The 19175-nt window shown below is 36.4% G+C and carries 14 protein-coding genes, 1 tRNA gene and 1 pseudogene; 10 read left to right on the top strand and 6 right to left on the bottom strand.

The window, feature by feature from the left end; all coding sequences use genetic code 11:
* Window positions 1-91: 91 nt before the first annotated feature.
* The gene (gene gcvP / locus JEM65_RS14745; RefSeq protein WP_199601062.1) at window positions 92-2941 is read right to left on the bottom strand and encodes an aminomethyl-transferring glycine dehydrogenase; all 2850 of its coding nucleotides are present in this window, start codon (window positions 2939-2941) and stop codon (window positions 92-94) included.
* Between the two features lie 119 nt (window positions 2942-3060).
* Between gcvP and JEM65_RS14740 the strand changes: the two genes are divergently transcribed.
* Entirely contained in the window at window positions 3061-3891 is an 831-nt protein-coding gene (locus JEM65_RS14740; protein WP_199601054.1) for a hypothetical protein, read from the top strand.
* On the opposite strand, the gene JEM65_RS14735 is transcribed toward JEM65_RS14740, so the two are convergent.
* The 5 genes from JEM65_RS14735 to JEM65_RS14715 all read right to left on the bottom strand — a co-directional run bounded on the left by JEM65_RS14735 (window position 3874) and on the right by JEM65_RS14715 (window position 8979).
* Window positions 3874-4128 (bottom strand): hypothetical protein, encoded by a 255-nt coding sequence (locus tag JEM65_RS14735; RefSeq protein WP_199601052.1) that lies wholly within the window; start codon window positions 4126-4128, stop codon window positions 3874-3876. The genes JEM65_RS14740 and JEM65_RS14735 overlap by 18 nt on opposite strands.
* Window positions 4129-4134: 6 nt before the next feature.
* The gene (locus JEM65_RS14730) at window positions 4135-4689 is read right to left on the bottom strand and encodes a sigma-70 family RNA polymerase sigma factor (RefSeq protein WP_199601050.1); all 555 of its coding nucleotides are present in this window, start codon (window positions 4687-4689) and stop codon (window positions 4135-4137) included.
* Between the two features lie 133 nt (window positions 4690-4822).
* The gene (locus tag JEM65_RS14725; RefSeq protein WP_199601048.1) at window positions 4823-6856 is read right to left on the bottom strand and encodes a M3 family metallopeptidase; all 2034 of its coding nucleotides are present in this window, start codon (window positions 6854-6856) and stop codon (window positions 4823-4825) included.
* 194 nt (window positions 6857-7050) lie between these two features.
* Window positions 7051-7533 (bottom strand): 5-(carboxyamino)imidazole ribonucleotide mutase, encoded by a 483-nt coding sequence (gene purE / locus JEM65_RS14720; protein WP_199601046.1) that lies wholly within the window; start codon window positions 7531-7533, stop codon window positions 7051-7053.
* 291 nt (window positions 7534-7824) lie between these two features.
* Window positions 7825-8979 (bottom strand): 5-(carboxyamino)imidazole ribonucleotide synthase, encoded by a 1155-nt coding sequence (locus tag JEM65_RS14715; protein WP_199601044.1) that lies wholly within the window; start codon window positions 8977-8979, stop codon window positions 7825-7827.
* Window positions 8980-9135: 156 nt separating this feature from the next.
* Here JEM65_RS14715 and JEM65_RS14710 point away from each other — a divergent pair, with 156 nt between their 5' ends.
* The 9 genes and pseudogenes from JEM65_RS14710 to JEM65_RS14670 all read left to right on the top strand — a co-directional run bounded on the left by JEM65_RS14710 (window position 9136) and on the right by JEM65_RS14670 (window position 19171).
* On the top strand, window positions 9136-10245 hold the full coding sequence (locus tag JEM65_RS14710; protein ID WP_199601042.1) for an adenylate kinase: 1110 nt from the start codon (window positions 9136-9138) through the stop codon (window positions 10243-10245).
* Window positions 10246-10369: 124 nt separating this feature from the next.
* The gene (gene obgE, locus JEM65_RS14705; RefSeq protein ID WP_199601040.1) at window positions 10370-11368 is read left to right on the top strand and encodes a GTPase ObgE; all 999 of its coding nucleotides are present in this window, start codon (window positions 10370-10372) and stop codon (window positions 11366-11368) included.
* A gap of 244 nt (window positions 11369-11612) precedes the next feature.
* Window positions 11613-11842 (top strand): annotated as a pseudogene (locus tag JEM65_RS23580) (potassium channel family protein); the annotation flags it as partial.
* A 93-nt stretch (window positions 11843-11935) separates the two neighbouring features.
* Window positions 11936-12661 carry an SDR family oxidoreductase gene (locus JEM65_RS14695; RefSeq protein ID WP_199601038.1) on the top strand — a complete coding sequence of 242 codons (726 nt, stop codon included), beginning with the start codon at window positions 11936-11938 and terminating at the stop codon, window positions 12659-12661.
* Window positions 12662-12770: 109 nt separating this feature from the next.
* Window positions 12771-13301 (top strand): DUF4136 domain-containing protein, encoded by a 531-nt coding sequence (locus JEM65_RS14690; protein WP_199601036.1) that lies wholly within the window; start codon window positions 12771-12773, stop codon window positions 13299-13301.
* Between the two features lie 434 nt (window positions 13302-13735).
* Window positions 13736-13808, top strand: a tRNA-Met gene (locus JEM65_RS14685).
* Window positions 13809-14502: 694 nt separating this feature from the next.
* Entirely contained in the window at window positions 14503-15507 is a 1005-nt protein-coding gene (locus JEM65_RS14680) for a helix-turn-helix transcriptional regulator (RefSeq protein ID WP_199601034.1), read from the top strand.
* 60 nt (window positions 15508-15567) lie between these two features.
* Window positions 15568-18021, top strand: a complete 2454-nt coding sequence (locus JEM65_RS14675) for an N-6 DNA methylase (protein ID WP_199601032.1) — start codon at window positions 15568-15570, stop codon at window positions 18019-18021.
* Window positions 18014-19171: a hypothetical protein gene (locus JEM65_RS14670; protein WP_199601023.1), complete on the top strand. Its 1158-nt coding sequence runs from the start codon at window positions 18014-18016 to the stop codon at window positions 19169-19171. The genes JEM65_RS14675 and JEM65_RS14670 overlap by 8 nt, the downstream gene beginning before the upstream one ends.
* The last annotated feature ends 4 nt before the right edge of the window (window positions 19172-19175 follow it).

Genomic DNA, 19175 nt, shown 5'->3' with positions numbered 1-19175 from the left:
ATTAAAAAAATCCTTTATACAAATATAAATCAACAATAGAGCGCTCATTTAAAATTTTAAAGAGCGCTCTAAAGTGTAAAATATGATACTCTTAAGCCTCCATATAATCTTCAATAGGCGCACACGTACAGATTAAGTTCCTATCGCCATAAGCATCGTCAACACGTCTTACGGTTGGCCAAAACTTATTATCTTGGATATAATCTAATGGATAAGCTGCCGTTTCTCTTGAATACGGGAAGTCCCATTGATCAGATGTTAGCATTGCCAAAGTATGTGGTGCATTTTTAAGCACATTCTGATCATCGTTTTTTGAAGCGTTGTCAATTTCTTTCTTGATAGAAATCATGGCATCACAAAACCGATCCATCTCTTCTTTACTTTCGCTTTCAGTAGGTTCAATCATCAATGTTCCTGCCACTGGGAAGGATACGGTTGGTGCATGGAATCCATAATCCATCAAACGTTTTGCGATATCAGTAACCTCGATACCATTTTCTTTAAATGGGCGACAGTCTACAATCATTTCATGAGCTGCACGTCCACGTTCTCCGGAATACAAGGTATCAAATTGGCCTTGTAAGCGCTGTTTGATATAGTTGGCATTTAAAATGGCTGTGGTTGTTGCTTTGGTCAATCCTTCAGCGCCTAACATTTTGATATACCCATAAGAGATTAAACATACCAAAGAGGATCCAAATGGCGCCGCAGAAATGGCCGTTATGGCTTTATCACCACCAGTTTTAATCACAGGATTGCCCGGTAAAAACGGAACTAACTGTTCTGCCACACAAATTGGTCCAACACCCGGTCCGCCACCACCATGAGGTATGGCAAAGGTTTTGTGTAAATTAAGATGGCATACATCTGCGCCGATGTTACCCGGATTGGTCAATCCAACTTGTGCATTCATGTTGGCGCCATCCATATAAACTTGGCCTCCATTGTCATGAATTAATTGGGTAATTTCTTTAATTGCAGATTCGTAAACACCATGAGTTGATGGATAGGTCACCATCAAACATGATAAATTATCTTTGTGTTTAATCGCTTTTTCACGCAAATCATCTACATCGATATTTCCTTCTTCAGTAGATTTGGTCACTACAACTTTCATTCCCGCCATAACCGCACTTGCAGGGTTGGTGCCGTGAGCTGAAGAAGGAATTAAACAAATGTTACGATGACCTTCATTGCGTGATTCATGATACGCTTTAATTACCATCAATCCTGCATATTCACCTTGTGCACCAGAATTTGGTTGTAAGGACGTACCCGCAAAACCTGTAATTTCCGTGAGTTGGTCTTCAAGAGCTTTTAGTACAATCTGATAGCCTTCAGCTTGTTCAATTGGGCAAAAGGGATGAATACTTCCCCAGTTGGGCCAGCTTAACGGCAACATTTCTGCGGCAGCGTTAAGTTTCATCGTACAAGACCCTAAAGCAATCATCGAGTGGTTTAAAGATAAATCTTTGCGCTCCAGCATTTTAATATAACGCATCAATTCAGTTTCAGAATGGTGCTTGTTGAATACGTCTAAAGTTAAAAATTCTGACTGACGTTGTAAGGCTTCAGTGATGCAGTTAGCATCTTCAATTTCTGATAGAATAATGGTGTCTTTCTGACGATTTTCAGCAAAAATTGCAATAATTTCATTGGCATCTTTTAAAGATGTTGTTTGATTGATTGAAATCGTGATGGTATCTGCATTAGGATAGTAGAAATTCACTTCATGACGTTCTGCAATCTTTTTAATGTTATCAGCATTCGCCTCAATTTTGATGGTATCAAAAAACGATGTATTTTTTTGTTTATAGCCTAATTGAGTTAAAGCTTTGGCTACACTTGAAGCAGTATTGTGTACTTTGTCAGCAATAAATCTTAGTCCTTTAGGACCGTGATAAACGGCATACATGCTCGCCATAACCGCCAGAAGCACTTGTGCAGTACAGATGTTTGAAGTTGCTTTGTCACGTTTTATGTGTTGTTCGCGTGTTTGTAAGGCCATGCGCAAGGCTCTGTTGCCATTCATATCTTTGGTCACGCCAATAATACGTCCTGGCAAATCGCGTTTGTAGGCTTCTTTTGTAGCAAAATAAGCGGCATGTGGCCCACCATAACCCATAGGAACGCCAAAGCGTTGCGTTGTTCCGACAACTACGTCAGCACCAAATTTGCCTGGGGCTTCCAATTTTACCAAACTCAAAATATCCGCGGCAACGGCCACTTTTATTTGGTTGGCGTTTGCTTGTTCTATAAACGATTTGATGTCACTTACCAATCCGTCTTTTCCTGGATACTGTAAGATAGCACCAAAAAATTCTGACGAAAAACTAAAATCATCCTCACAACCAACTACCAATTCAATGCCAATAGGCGCTGATCTGGTGTGTAACAAAGATAATGTTTGGGGTAAAATAGCATCAGAAACAAAAAATTTATTGACACCTTTTTTCTTCTGATCACGATCGCGAACGGCAAACAATAAGCTCATGGCCTCAGCAGCAGCAGTGCTTTCATCCAATAAAGAAGCATTGGCAATTTCCATTCCTGTCAAATCAGTAATGACGGTTTGGAAATTTAAAAGCGCTTCCAGTCTGCCTTGGGCAATTTCAGCTTGGTAAGGTGTATAGGCGGTGTACCAACCCGGATTTTCAAGTACGTTACGCTGTATGACAGCCGGTACAATAGTAGGGTGGTAGCCTAAACCAATATAGGATTTAAAGATTTTGTTCTTTTTTGAAAGTTCAAGAACGTGATTTAAATACTCATATTCCGTCATTGGTTCATCAAGATTCAATCCGTTTTTCAAGCGGATATCGTCAGGAATGGTTTCAAAAATAAGTTGATCTAAACTATCAACTCCAATGGTTTTGAGCATCTGATTTTGGTCGTTGTCATCAGGACCAATATGTCGAAGAGCAAAAGCGTTTGTATTCATTAAAATATAGTTGTGTTTTGAAGCGCAAATTTACGGAATTAAAGACCATTTTTAGTGAAGTAAAACTAAAGTTTTTAACCAATTGAAACTCTTATTAACACATTGCTTATTTTTGTAAAATGAAGCGTTTATGGTCGTTATTCGATTTTTATATCAATAGTAGTATGCATGTGGCTTTAGCTGTACTTTCAATGACGTACGTCACGCTTTTGGAACTGCATTTAGTACCGGATTGGCCCTTGCTTTTCTTCGTTTATTTTTCCACTATTACCGGTTATAATTTTGTAAAGTATTTTGGATTGGCGAGATTTCACCACCGAAGCTTGGCAGAATGGCTGAAAATAATCCAAGTATTTTCATTGCTATGCTTCGTGTTTATGGTTTGGTTTGGCTTGCAGTTGGAACTTCGAACTTTAATTTATATCGCAGTTTTTGGGTTGGTAACCTTTTTTTATGCCATTCCTTTCTTACCACGCTACCTGTTTATGGATCAGCAAAAAAACCTCAGAAATATTGGAGGTCTAAAAGTGTATGTTATTGCGCTGGTTTGGGCAGGAGTAACCGTTTTGCTTCCTGTATTAAATAGTACAATGCCCTTTAATATAGATGTTTGGCTAACGGCCATTCAGCGTTTTTTGTTGGTGATGCTCTTAATGCTGCCCTTTGAAATAAGGGATTTACAATATGACAGCTTGAAATTGGCCACCATTCCGCAGAAAATAGGGGTTAAAAACACAAAAATTATAGGGGTGCTATTGGCTATGGTTTTTTTAGTGTTAGAGTTTGCAAAAGAAGAATTAACGCCTAAACTGATCTTATTGACCTTAGCAGTAACTTTTATAACGGTGCTGTTTATTGTGTTTTCCAATAAAAAAAGACCTGATTATTACAGTTCGTTTTGGGTGGAAGGTGTACCTATTCTCTGGTTGATATTACACTTCGTTTTTTAAATGTTTTTTCAATTGCGCCTCCAGCATTTGGCGCTCATGTTCTTTTAAACAGTCAAGTCTTGAAGTTTTGATGGCTTCAGTCAATTTGGTATTGCGACTTACATAAAAACGGGTATTGCGGCAATAAATGCAGCGAAACATTAACTTTACCTTTTCCCATAGGGTTGATTCCTTGTATTGTGATTTGTCACATATATGGAATGCGTCTTCTTTTGAAATAAAAAATGATTTTGACATGCTAAATTATAACCAGTTTTTTTCCATGCATTCTGCCATAGCAGTTCTAGCACGGTGAATAATAACCCATAAGTTAGACGGAGTGATTTTTAATTCATTACAGATCGTCTCAGTTTCATAATTTAATATGGTCTTCATTTTGAAGACTCTAGCTTGCTTTTCTGTTAATTTATCCATACAGTCATAGATGGCGTCACCAAGTTCAGTGTTTTCTAGTGTTTCTTGAGCGTTTAAATACCCTTCATCCTCTACGCGCTCTTCAAGCCAATCGCCTTCATGATCTTCTGAATTGCTGTAGGTCATTCGGACTTCAGCCTGACCTTTGGTGGAATTTATTTTTCTGTAATAATCAATAATCTTTCGCTTTAAGATAGAAATAAGCCAAGTACGTTCACTGGCTTCGCCTTTGAAGTTTTTCATTGACTTTAAGCCAGCAAAAAAAGTGTCTTGAATTAGATCTTTGGCGATCTCTCGGTCATTAACTCTTGTAATAGTATAATTAAAGAGATAATCTGAGTAAAGTTCAATCCACTTATTTGGGTTGATTGGATGTTCTGACATCTGTTTCTATAGCAGTTTGTATCAAAAGTAGGTAAATAATTCCTAATTATTGAGCAAATTCATCATAGCATGAGTGACCATAATTAATTTTTTTACGTCTTATATATCAAAATTTTTCTTCATTTAAATTGGCCTATTTTTCAATCAGTCCGGCGCGTCTTAATAAGGCTTCCGGTTGTGGTTCTTTCCCTCTAAATCGTTTATAAAGCACCATTGGATCTTCAATGCCACCTTGGGAGAGCACATGATCTTTAAATTTAGTAGCCACTTCTTTATCAAAAACACCTTTTTCCTTAAAGAACTCAAATGCGTCAGCATCTAAAACTTCAGCCCATTTATAGCTGTAATATCCGGAAGAATAACCTCCTTGGAAAATATGGGAAAATGACGTGCTCATGCAGTTTTCTTTCACATCTGGAAATAATTGAGTGCCTTCAAAAGCTTTCAATTCGTACGATTTAACATCGGTGATTGCTGTTGGATCCGTGCCGTGCCAACTCATATCCAAAAGACCAAAACTCAATTGACGCAAGGTTTGCATGCCTTCATGAAAGGCCGAAGAATCTTTTATTTTTTTGACCAAGTCCATAGGGATTAGTTCTCCAGTTTGGTAGTGGGTAGCAAATAACTCCAATGCTTCTTTTTCATAACACCAATTTTCAAACACTTGACTTGGTAATTCCACAAAATCCCAAAAAACGCTTGTTCCCGACAAACTTGGGTAGGTAGTGTTGGCTAACATGCCGTGAAGGGCATGTCCAAATTCATGAAATAAGGTAGTCACTTCATTAAAAGTCAATAGTGATGGCTTGGTCTTGGTAGGTTTTGTGAAATTGCACACTATAGAAATGTGTGGGCGTTCTTTTTTGTTGTCTTTTATAAATTGAGGCTTGTACACGGTCATCCACGCGCCATTACGCTTTCCTGGTCTTGGGAAAAAATCAGCATAAAAAATTGATACCAATTCGCCTTCAGCATCGGCGACTTTATAGGTAAGGACTTCCTCGTGATATTTATCAATAGTGGTGATTTCTTCAAATTCTAACCCAAACAATTTTTGAGCGACTTTAAAGGCGCCGTCTATAACGTTTTCAAGTTTGAAATACGGTTTGAGCTTCTCGTCATCCAAATCAAAACGTTTTTGTTTCAATTTTTCAGCATAATAGGCGGAGTCCCATTTTTGGAGATCACTTATCCCGTTCAATTCTTTCGCAAATTCTTGAAGTTCCTTAAATTCAGTTAAGGCGGCGGGTTTAGCCTTTACCGCTAATTCTTCTAAAAATTCTTCAACTTTTTGTGGCGTTTTTGCCATGCGCTCTTCCAATACAAAATGAGCGTGGGTTTTGTAGCCTAACAATTGGGCGCGTTCAAAACGTAATTTGGCAATTTGTAAAACGTTGTCTTGATTATCTAAGGCATCGCCCTTAAATGCTTTTTTTCCTGCAGCAATAGCGAGCTTTTTTCTGAGCGCTCTATTATCCGCATAAGTCATAAATGGAATATAGCTAGGATAGTCTAAAGTAAACATCCAGCCTTCCTTCTCTTTGCTTTCTGCCAATTGCTTTGCGGCTTCCATGACGCCTTCTGGCAATCCTGAAAGCTCCTCCTTATTGGTGATGAGCATTTCAAAGTTATTGGTTTCTGCCAACACATTTTCGCCAAATTTTAATTGTAGTTGGCTTAATTCCTTGTCAATAGCTCTGAGGCGTTGTTTTTTATCTTCTGGAAGGTTGGCGCCATTTCGGGAAAAGCTTTTGTATTGTTTATCTAACAAGGTGTGCTGTTCAACGGTTAAATTTAAGCTGTCTTGGCTGTCGTAAACGGCTTTGACTCTTTTAAACAAAGCTTCGTTTAACGTAATGTCATTACTAAACTCTGATAGCAATGGCGACACGTCTTGAGCAATCTTCTGAATGGTATCATTGGTTTCTGCCGAATTCAGATTAAAAAATATACTGGAAATACGATCCAATTGTTGTCCGGAAAATTCTAAATCTTCAACCGTGTTTTCAAATGAAGCATCCGCTTCAGTATGGATTATAGCATCTATTTCTGCTCTAGCCTCTTCAATCGCAATTTTGAACGCCGGTAAAAAATCGTCGTCCTTTATCTGAGAAAATGGAGCAGTGTTATAAGTGGTTTGAAATGGTGTGTTTAAAATAGTCATAAATTTGGATTGTATGGTCAATGTTTGTGAGAATGGGCTGTCAATAAAACAGTGACAGTCTGATAATTAACTTGGTTTTTAGGGCTCTAAATGAAAATAAATTTTACCTTTGCCGGATAGTTTTAAAGAAGTTTTATAAAAAAACCTCTATTAGTTGATTAATAGCAAGAAACCCCCGGCTTTGTCGGGGGTTTCTATTTCAAATCTCTAGCCGATTCTAAGACCTTAGCTTTTAAATCTTCTTTATAGGCAATAATTTTTCCCTGAACCTGAGCATCAGAGCTTCCTATTATTTGGGCGGCCAAAATGCCCGCGTTTTTAGCGCCATTTAAAGCGACTGTAGCTACAGGGACCCCGCCAGGCATTTGAAGAATGGATAGCACAGAATCCCAGCCATCAATAGAGTTGCTGCTTTTTACAGGAACCCCAATTACTGGCAAGGGCGATAAGGAAGCTATCATTCCTGGTAAATGTGCGGCGCCGCCTGCACCCGCAATAATTACTGAAAATCCGCGTGTATGTGCATGTTTTCCATAATCGAATAATTTTTCAGGGGTTCTGTGAGCTGATACAATATCCACTTCAACATCAATGTTGAATTGTTTTAAAATATCAATAGCGTCTTGCATAACTGGCATGTCGCTTTTGCTTCCCATAATGATTCCTATTTTGCTCATAAAATTTTTTAATTATAAAACATTGTTGTCCGATTAAAATCTTATACAATTTGATTTTGCTAACAGCAGCAAGCTGTCAGGGAAATTTAAAAATATATCACCTTGCTAAAGCCCTAAAGGGCGTTTTAGTTATTGAGCTTAAAGATGAAAATCAGATGGGCTTAATTTTCAAATGTTTGCGAATCAAGTCTTATGTCTCATGTCTTTCAGCGCAGCGGTCTTAAGTCTTTGTCGGACACTAATGATTATAAAACTTAAAATCTGGATTTTCAGCTATAAGTTGATGCGTCATTATAGACTGATAACCCTGATTAAATTCTTGACGTCTTCTGCAATTTTTCGAGCCGTATTCAAGTCTTCATTAACAATGGTGACGTGTCCCATTTTTCGGAACGGTCGCGTTTGTTTTTTACCATAAATATGAGGTGTTACACCTTCCATTGCCATGATTTTATCTATATGTTCGTAATGTACGTCTCCAGAATAGCCTTCGGCACCTACTAAATTCACCATAACCCCTGCTACTTTATGATCTGTCTTGCCCAATGGCAGATTTAAAATAGCCCTTAAATGCTGTTCAAATTGTGAGGTGTAACCAGATTCAATAGTATGATGTCCTGAATTGTGTGGTCTTGGAGCCACTTCATTGACCAAAATGTCATCATTTTCAGTTTGAAACATTTCTACCGCCAATAAACCAATATGATTGAATGCTTCAGATACTTTTAATGCCGTTTCTTGAGCCTTTTTAGCCACTTTGAAACTGATTCTTGCCGGGCAAATAACATATTCTACTTGGTTGGCTTCAGGATGGAATTCCATTTCTACCACAGGATAGGTTTTTACTTCTCCGTTTGAATTACGACTCACAATAACCGCGAGTTCGTTTTTAAACGGAATCATGGTTTCTGCAATACACTCGCCATCCTGCAATTCCTTTAAGTCGGCTTTGCTTCGTACCACCTTTACACCATTGCCGTCATACCCGAACTGGGCTGCTTTCCACACAAACGGTAATTGGAGTCCGCCATTGTCAATAGCGTCTTCAATTTCTGATACATAGGCAAATCGTACAAAATCAGCGGTTGGGATCTTATGGTCTACATAAAATAATTTTTGGGTGGCCTTGTTCTGAATAATCCTTAAGGTTTGAGAAGACGGGAATACTTTTGTGCCCAGTTTCTCTAAAGCTTCCAAAGCGTTGACATTGACATTCTCAATTTCTATGGTAAGGACATCTACGTTTTTTCCAAAATTGAACACCGTGTCATAATCCATCAAATCACCTTTGGTAAATTCATTACAGGCGATTTTTGAGGGTGCTTCGTCACTAGGGTCAAGAACGCAGGTGTAAATATCGAATTTTCGAGTTTCTGAAAGCAACATTTTGCCCAATTGGCCTCCACCAAGAATACCAAGTTTAAATTGAGAAGAAAAATAATTCATGTTTAGAGTCCTTACAGAGAAAAATCAGTTAAATTTAGATCATTAATAACGCAAAAGTACGGTTAAACTCTGAAAACAGTAAATCAAATCACAAAATTTCAGAGGTAAAATTTAAATCAAAAAGCGTATCTTTGCATCTTTTAAAAACCTAAACCATTGATCAAACTTCACGATTTACATTTTAAGCCGTTTATTTCTGAAAAGGAAATTGATGCTGCAATACAGAGAATGGTAGATGAAGTATCAGCCAATTTAAAAGATGAAGTTCCTGTATTTGTGGGCGTCTTAAATGGGTCATTCATGTTTGTGAGTGATTTTGTGAAGAAATATCCAACGCCTTGTGAAGTTACCTTTATTAAGTTAGCATCCTATGAAGGGGTGAAATCTACTGAGGATATTGAACGTTTGATTGGGTTGACGCAAGACTTGACGGGTAGAACGGTTGTAATTCTTGAAGACATCATTGATTCTGGGAATACTTTGGAGGAAATCCATCGTATTTTCGAAAATGAAAACGTCAAACAATTAATAATCGCAACCTTATTTCATAAGCCTGAAGCGTATAAAAAAGATTTTAAACTACATTATATCGGTATTGATATTCCTAATAAATTCATTGTGGGTTACGGATTGGACTACGACGGACTGGGAAGGGATCTGCCTGAAGTATATCAACTAAAAACCACACAACACATGACTAATTTTGTCCTATTTGGACCTCCAGGTGCTGGCAAAGGAACCCAGGCCAATTTTTTGAAGGAGACCTATAACCTCGTACATATTTCCACAGGTGATGTGTTTAGATATAATATAAAAAATAAAACGGCTTTAGGAATGCTTGCCAAATCTTTTATGGATAAAGGGGAGTTGGTGCCAGATCAAGTTACTATTGATATGCTTAATGCTGAAGTTGAAAAAAATGCGGGTGCCAATGGATTTATTTTTGATGGTTTCCCAAGAACCAATGCCCAAGCAAAAGCTCTGGATAAGTTGATGGATGCAAAAGATTCGCAAATTAATGCGATGATTGCTCTTGAGGTTGATGATGAGGTTTTGGTAGAGCGTTTATTAGGGCGTGGGAAAACGAGTGGTAGACCTGATGATGCTGATGAACAAATTATCAGAAACCGTATCACTGAATACTACAAAAAGACAGCCATTTTAAAGGAATACTATATGGCCCAAGATAAATATTGTGGGGTTGATGGCGTTGGTAATATCTCTGAAATTACAGACCGATTGATTAAGGTGATTGATTCATTATAGTACATTCCTGAGCTGGTCACCCTTAATTTGGGATTATAAATTTAATTGAATAATGAATTGTGGCGTTTTATATAGAAATTGTTACAATGCATTGCATAAAATGCCACAATAGTGGGAAGTGAACATGACTGAAGGAAATTTTGTTGATTACGTAAAAATGAACGTGCAATCCGGAAACGGAGGTAAAGGCTCTATGCACTTGCACCGTGAAAAATTCATAACCAAAGGTGGCCCTGACGGTGGTGATGGTGGTCGTGGAGGCCATGTCATTATTAGAGGCAATGAAAACCAATGGACACTATACCATTTAAAATTTAAAAAACATATTAGAGCTGGCCATGGTGGCCATGGTAGTGGCTCTAGAAGTTCAGGTGCTGACGGTGAAGACGTTTATATTGATGTGCCATTGGGAACCGTAGTAAGAGATTTTGAAACCAACGATATTATTTTTGAGATCACTGAAAACGGTGAAGAAAAGGTCATTGTTGAAGGTGGAAAAGGCGGGCTAGGTAACTGGCATTTTAAAACGTCAACAAACCAAACGCCACGCTACTCACAACCGGGTATTCCTTTAACTGAACGCGACATTCTGTTGGAACTTAAAGTCCTAGCCGATGTAGGTCTTGTAGGTTTTCCCAATGCAGGAAAATCGACATTATTATCTGTCATTACCTCGGCAAAACCAAAAATTGCCGATTATGAGTTTACAACTCTCAAGCCCAATTTAGGGATTGTTGAATATCGTGATTTTCAATCTTTTGTAATGGCTGATATTCCTGGGATAATTGAGGGAGCTGCAGAAGGCAAGGGGCTTGGACATTACTTTTTAAGACATATTGAGCGTAATTCCATACTTCTATTTTTAGTACCAGCGGATGCTCCCGATATCCATAAACAGTACGAAATTTTGTTGGATGAATTGCGTCGCTACAATCCTGAAATGTTAGATAAGGAACGCTTTGTGGTCATTTCTAAAAGCGATATGCTGGATGCTGAACTTGAAGCAGAGCTTAAAATTGAACTTGATAAAACCTTACCCATCGAATATATGTTTATCTCTTCTGTTGCACAAAAAGGAATTACAGAGCTAAAAGATAAACTTTGGAAAATGTTGAATGTTTAAACCTCACATTTAAATTAGTGAAACTCAATTTTTAAAAGTTGCGAAGCAATGAATTAAAAATTGTTAGTTGAACTAATCCCGCTTTTTAGCGGGATCCTTGGGTTTTATTCCCCGACGCTCTGCGTCGAAATAAAAAAGGAGCTTCTACTTGATACCTCGTACCCTTGGGTCGAGGTTGTTCATTATAGATAGTAAACTTAAAATTTGGAAATTCATCTGTCATTGCGCAGTTTTATATTTAAAAAACCAGGCGCAACCAGAACATTTCGCCTCCATTTTTGATAGTTTATGATGGGCAATAATTACCTTAACCACCGTTGGTTATGGCGATGTTTATCCCATTACCGTGGGGGGTAAAGTATTTACATTCTTCATTTTAATTATAGGTTTGGGTATTGTGGCCATTCCTACAGGAAATCATTTCTCCCAGCCTTGGCCAATTCAGTAGACAAGTCAGCGCCAGAAGAAAAATAAGTAGCATTTTAAATGAAGTTTTAATACAATTTTAGGACTTGTATCTGAGGCTGCATTTTTTCATTTCGTAACTTTGGGTAAAACCAAGATAAAATGAAAAATTTAAAAGATAAAGTTGCTTTAATTACCGGTGGTACTACAGGTATAGGTTATGGTGTTGCATTGAGTTTAATGAATGAAGGCGTTAATGTGGCCATTACCAGTAGAGATGAAACTCGTGCCAAGGAAGCGGCAGAAAATCTTCAAAACGCTTCTACATCATCTGCAAAAGCGTTGGGCGTTGTGGCTGATGTTAGAAAATACGACAGTCAACAACATGCCGTGAAACAAGTATTGGCACAATTTGGACAACTGGATATTGTAGTAGCCAATGCAGGTTTGGGTCACTTTGGCTCTATTGAAAAGTTGACACCAGAACAATGGCAAGAAACTATAGATACCAACCTATCCGGAGTGTTTTATACCATTAAATCGAGTGTTGAGGCTCTAAAAAAATCTAAAGGGTATTTTATAAGCATTTCCAGTTTGGCAGGCACTAATTTTTTTGCTGGAGGTTCTGCTTACAATGCGAGTAAATTTGGAGTTACAGGCTTTACCCAATCTGTGATGTTAGATTTGAGAGAACACAACATTAAGGTAAGCACCATAATGCCAGGATCAGTTTCGACCAACTTTAATGGGAATGAGCCAGATAGTAGTGATGCTTGGAAAATTCAAATTGAAGATATAGGGGAATTGGTGGTTGATCTTGTTAAAATGAACGAGCGTACCTTGCCAAGTAAAATTGAGGTCAGACCGACAATGCCACCAAGTAAATAACGCTTTTAGAAATTTCTTTTTCAAGCCAATTTCTCTTTAGGGTATATCTTCATTAGATAGTGATAATCTTGATGGCGTTCTGAATTTTAGTATCTTTAAAATAAAAATCATGAAAAAAGGACTTTTGTTATTGGTGCTTTCTTTAGTCGTGTTTTCCTGTGCAACGGTGCGCGTTAACTATGATTATGAGAGCGCTACAGATTTTGGCACTTATAAAACTTACAATTATTACGAGACTATGGACACGGGCATGAGTGAATTGGATTCTAAGCGACTTTTAGATGCGTTAGATTCCGGTTTGCAGGCTCAGGGTTTAAGTTTGTCAGATGCACCAGATTTTCTCATAAACATTCAGAGTAGTCAGTATCAAGAAGCACAACGCAATAACGTAGGTGTAGGGGTTGGCGGGAGCGGAAGAAATGTTGGGGGTGGTGTATCGATTGGGCTTCCTGTAGGACAGGCCAAAATAAATAGGGAGATTGTCTTCGAATTTGTTGATGAAACTAAATCCGGCCTGTTTTGGCAAGCCATCAGCACGAGTAAATACAATGTGACTGCCACCCCCGAGGCTAGAGAGATTCAATTTAAGGCCATCGTTGCAAAGGTATTATCTGGGTATCCACCACGGTCTAAAAAATAGCAATTTGACAAATGGCACAGGCGACAAATTTCTTAACAACTTGAAGCTCTAACGGAATAATGTATGAAGCATCGAGGGTTTTGTAAAGTCGAACAATGGAGTTTGGTGTTTATTGGCGACAAGGATTAGTAAAAATGACCAAGCTTAAACGTTGCTTTAAGAACGGACCATTTTGGTCAGTGTAGCGAAAGGCTTCCAACTATAAAAACGTTAGATTATAAAAATATAAATTCATAGGTAGTGCTTGAGGCCTTAACCACAGAAGATTACCCTTAGCGCAGTTAGGTGTTGAACTTCGAGCATAAATTTGTTAGGAGTTTTTATGAATAAAACTTTTGTAATTAGAAAAAAGCTCTTATATTTGCAGTCCTAAAATGATACAGTCGGCATTATGAACCGAAAGTTAAAAGCTAAGAGAATCACTTTAATTATATCGCGGGATAGAGCAGTAGGTAGCTCGTTGGGCTCATAACCCAAAGGTCACTGGTTCGAGTCCAGTTCCCGCTACTAGCAAAATCAAGCCTTTCAAGAAATTGAGAGGCTTTTTTTATGGCTATGGGTACAGAATAGGTACAGAATAATGTTGTTTTTAAATAAACATTTGGGTTGTTAGTAAACGCAGTTAATTAGTAACAGATTAAATGGATTAAGGATTAATCCAATGTTGAGTTTAATCAAAAATTGTAGTTAGTCCAAAAAGGAACGCACTTTCCAGCGGTTAATAGATGATCATATGAATTACCATCAGCACCTTTGAATTCGTCAATCTTTGCTTGGTCGATATCCTCAAATTGTTTCCTGTCTTCGACGATTCTAAAGCTGTATTTTCTTAAGTATCATGTAATAACAGCATTGTTTTTTTAATTGGATTAAATGATTATCACAGGATACTATTTTCTTATATTTGAGCATGTTTGTTAGGAAAAACAGAACAAAAGTGGTGTCACAAGTGTGACATTGACTAACCATGTGATTGCATATAATAATGTATTTATATCTAACACAACGATATTGGGATATGTGTAGATTCCATAGAAATCGATACATAAAGTAATAGTGTGAATCTAATGGTCTATGCATATCTTCAAATACCAATAATTTCAATCTTATATAAATATAGATTTCTATATTTATAGATTAATACAATCACTGACTAGAAAAGCTTTTCTTAGAACTTCTTAGTGATGACTTTAATGTTATTATGGCCAACAGCACCCACGCACATTTAAGATATAATATTCTAGACTATTGCTTTCGCAATAAGTCCTTCAATTTTGAGGAATTACTGAATTTCGTGAATGAGGGTATTGCCGAGTTATATCCAGGGGACGGCATTTCAACTAGAACTTTGCGAGATGATCTTAAAGTATTTAGAGATAAAGAAAATGGTTTTGGCGCACCATTACCCGATAATATTCGTGTTTTAAAATATACCGATCAGAAATTCTCAATTGCACAACGTCCATTATTGGGTCATGAACAATATTTAATTGATGCCGCGCAGCAGTTATTAAGTCGTTTTGAAAATCATCCTAAGTACGATAAACTGGCCGAAGCTTTGATCAAGTTTCAGGACGATGAAGATCAAGAAACGGAAATCTCCAAAATCCTGTTTTACGACCAAAACGAAGAATATAAAGGTATTCAACATCTGAAACCACTTTATTTAGCCATTAAGAAAAAGGAAGTACTTCAAATTAGTTATAAAGGGTTCAAATATCAGGAGTCGAAGGTTTTTGAATTTCATCCACATATACTTAAACAATACAACAGAAGGTGGTTTGTATTTGGGTTGAATAGTTCGAAAAGTATTCAGCAATGGAGTATCCCATTAGATGAAAGGCTGATTGGTTTTAAAGTTCTTGAAGATAAGGATTATGTCGAGTCAGATAAGGACTGGGATACGTTTTTTAGAACGATGGTGGGTGTGGTAAGACCAGCAGATGAAGAAGTTGTGAAAGTCGTTCTACGTTTTTACAATGGTAGAGAAAAGTATTTCAAGACAAAACCATTTCAACCGGATTACGAAGAGTTTTTCGAAGAAGAAAATAAAGAAGATCAAGTTTGGTTTGATACTATTATGAACAATGAGTTGGTTCAGCAGATTTTATCCTATGGCCAAGATGTTGAGGTATTGGAACCAGAAGAGCTAAAAATAAAAATGCGAGAACAGACAAAAGCAATGAATCAATTTTATGATTTGTAACTATGCAAATACATTGCATATTACATTTGTTAATTTGCAAAGTTATATTAATTGAAGTTTATGAGTGAAGGTAATTATATGGAAAATAGAGATGTGATAAGGTTAACTGAGCAATATTGGCAATCAATAATTAATTTGCGCCAAGTTTTACCTGTGGATGAATACCATCTATATTTATTTCTTTTGTCCGCATTCTATGATGGAATCATTGGTAAAGAATTTACAAAAAGGGAGGTTGATTACGAAGGATTGTTCTATGCTTTAGAGGACGATTTTAGATACTTTGAAATCATCCATATCTATAAGCCTATCATAAATAATATCCCCGAATGGCCTATTCAAGATATGATAGAAGAGTTTGATAAAATAGGGAACAATATTCCAGTGTCCGTATTTAATAAAGTTTTTGAGAACCTATTATTTAGGCTGATAAGTATTCAGGGTAAACATTCTGGAGAATTTTTACTGCCTAATGAAATTAGTAGCTTAGTTATGGAATTAATTGTTATTCCAGCTAGAGCTAAAGTCTTTAACCCCTTTGCGGGACTAGCTTCTTTTGCCACATATCTTAATAATGCAGAAAGTTATTTCGGACAAGAAATTAATAATTCTACTTGGGCATTAGGTAAGTTGAGATTACTTAGGTTAGAAAAATCCAGAACTTTTAATATCGATTACAGGGTTGAGGATTCTATAAATAACTGGCCGGAATTCAAAGATTTTGACTTAATAGTATCTAATCCGCCATTTAATTATAAAATTGATTCTTTTATCGCAGATCAATTTGGCAGGAAAAGAATGACTGCAGAAACCTACGTTATAAATAAAGGTTTAAAGTCTATCAATTTTGACGGAAAAGTTGCTTGTGTGATTTCTCAAGGATTACTATTTAAAGGTGGTGAAGAGCAAAGATTTCGAGAATATTTAGTTGAGGAAGGGTTAATCGAAACTATAGTTTCTTTACCTGATGGAATTTTAAAACATACCGGAATCCCAGTATGTATAATGATTTTAACACGAAAGAGGATTTCTAATCGAGTTATTAAACTGATTGATGCTTCCTCTTTTCTAAATAATGAAAATAAACGAGAAAAGCATCTTGACGTAGATAGATTACTTGATCACTTAAATGAATTTAGTCGTTCCAAAACTGTTATGGAAGTGTCAATCGATCAAGTAAGGCAAAACCACTATAATTTAAATATTAAAAGATATTTTTTAGAAGATTTTAATGGTGTTTCGCTATATGAATTAGTACAGCCAATAAGAGGACAAAGAGTTGGTAATGAAAATAAAACTAAGGGAAAATTTGTTCGTACTAGTAATCTTAAAGACAATGACGTTTCCTACCTATTAAATTTAGATGAAATAAAGGAAAGAGAGCTTCCTTTTCATTCTAATAGGATAGACAGTAATTGTATTCTTATTTCTATGAGATGGAAATCTCTAAAACCTACCTTATTTGAATATAAGGGTGTGCCAATTTTTATTGGAATAGACGTGGTTGCTATTAAAGTACATTCAAATAATTTTAAGGTTGACCCTCATTATTTAATTAGTGAATTAAGATCGACAAAAGTTCTTAAGCAGGTAGCAGCATTTCAAAACCCTGGCGCTGTAACATCCTTAAATAGAGACGATTTTTTTGAAATTAAGATTGATGTACCAACTATTGAGGAGCAAACAGCTAAGGTCAAGGGTATATTAGAACTTTCTGAAAAATTCAAAGTACTTCAAAAGGAGAGAAATGCTTTAGCCCATGGACAAGAAGTTAAAAGTTTTGATGAGTTTGCATCATTAAAGCATTCTTTAGGCACACCAAGACAAAATATTTTATCTAATGCTAAAAGTTTAATTCGGTTTTTCGAATCAAATGATACTAGCGGTTTTGATGAAGTTAAAAAACAATATGCAGAACGATACAAAACGAGTCTTATAAATGATCTTATACAGATTAAGGAAGATATTAATCACATTAGTGCCATCCTCGAAAAGGGTGAAAAAGGATTAGTATTAGAAAATCACGAATTAACTCCTATATCGGTTAAAGACATACAGAAAGTTTTAAGAGGTCTTAAAAGTTCTCGAGATAAATTCACCCTGCATTTTGAACAAGCATCAAATGATGAAATTAAGGGAAAAGCGATATTGGCCAATCTCACATTATTTCAAATATTAATAGATAACATCATCTCGAACGCAGAAAAATATGGATTCAAAAATATTAGTAAATTAAATCTTTTAATAATTGAACTAAAAGTCACAGAAGAATTAATGATTATAGAAATGAAAAACAATGGGTTGCCTTTTCCCGAAAATTTTAGTAAAGAAAAATTCATTGCCAAATTTTCTACCAGCAGTGTAGATAATGGCTCTGGTTTAGGCGGTTATGATATTAATAGAATCGCTTCATATTTTGACAATCCAGATTGGGAGTTAACCTTAAATGAAGAGGATATATTTCCTGTTATCTTTAGATTTAGTTTCCCAATAATACCTATGATAAATGAGTAAAAAATACAATGTACTTTGGATTGATGATCAGCATGAAGATCTATCTGCCGTTCATAAGACAGCTACAGATTATGATATTCAACTATGGCCATTCAAATCAATGAGTGGAGGCTGCGGAGAACTTGAAACGAATCTTTCAAAGTATGACGCTGTTTTATTAGATGCTAAATTTTTTGAAAATGAAACTGATGTACCTGGAACCGAAGACACATGGTGGGTGCATAAGACAAAAGATAGAATTAGAGATTTGGATAATACAATTGCCTATTTTGTGCTAACAGGACAAGCAACAACATACGCATCACCAGAATTTAATAATGCGTTTCCACATGTGTTTAACAAGGGTGTTGATGAAGATGAAGATGAACTTTTTAAAATGCTGATAGATGCTTGTGAGAACAGAGAGCTAACTAAGCTAAAGTATAAATATTTTAATCCCTTTGAGATGTGTACGGGTGCATATTTAGGTAAAAAACAATTCAATAGGGTTCTTAAATTGGTTAGAGATATAGAGAATCCAGAAAAAATTGAGGTAGCCCAGGATATGCTGAATCCTATGAGGAAAATTCTTGAAGCCCTTTTCGATAAATTAAATGAGATCGGATTAATACCTGATGAAGTTAGAAAGGAAGAAGGAGGAATTAATGGCTCAAGTATTTTTCTTTCAGGACTTAATAGTAGTTATGTGTATCAAGCAGAATTGATTCATCCCATGGTGGCAGAGAATATTTATAGACTGTTAAATATAACTCAGGACGGCTCTCATGATAACGGAAAAAAGCTACGAGCGGATGAATATCTATCTTTAAGTAAAAATCATAACCTTTATAAGAGCACTGTTTATCTGCTACTGGATATTCTCGAATACATGAAAGATTTCTTAGATGATAATCCAGATAAGAATTTAAATCAAGAGAAATGGGAACTAAGAAAGTTTACTGCGCCAATAGATTCTATTTCCGGGAAAGTGATAGAAATTCAAAATAGTGGCTGGGGTGTTTTTGAAGCAGATGATAAAACTAAGACAATTAAAATTCCAGATTATAAAATGGAAAAACACATTTTAAAGCTTGATCAAATTATAAAAGTAACAACGAAACCAAGTCCGGACGGTACAAGAACATACATAGACGAAATTTTCACCGAATAAACTC

Origin of the sequence: Gelidibacter salicanalis (assembly GCF_016469035.1) — a bacterium.
GTDB lineage: Bacteria > Bacteroidota > Bacteroidia > Flavobacteriales > Flavobacteriaceae > Gelidibacter > Gelidibacter salicanalis_A.
This window is presented reverse-complemented; position numbering and strand designations above follow the sequence as displayed.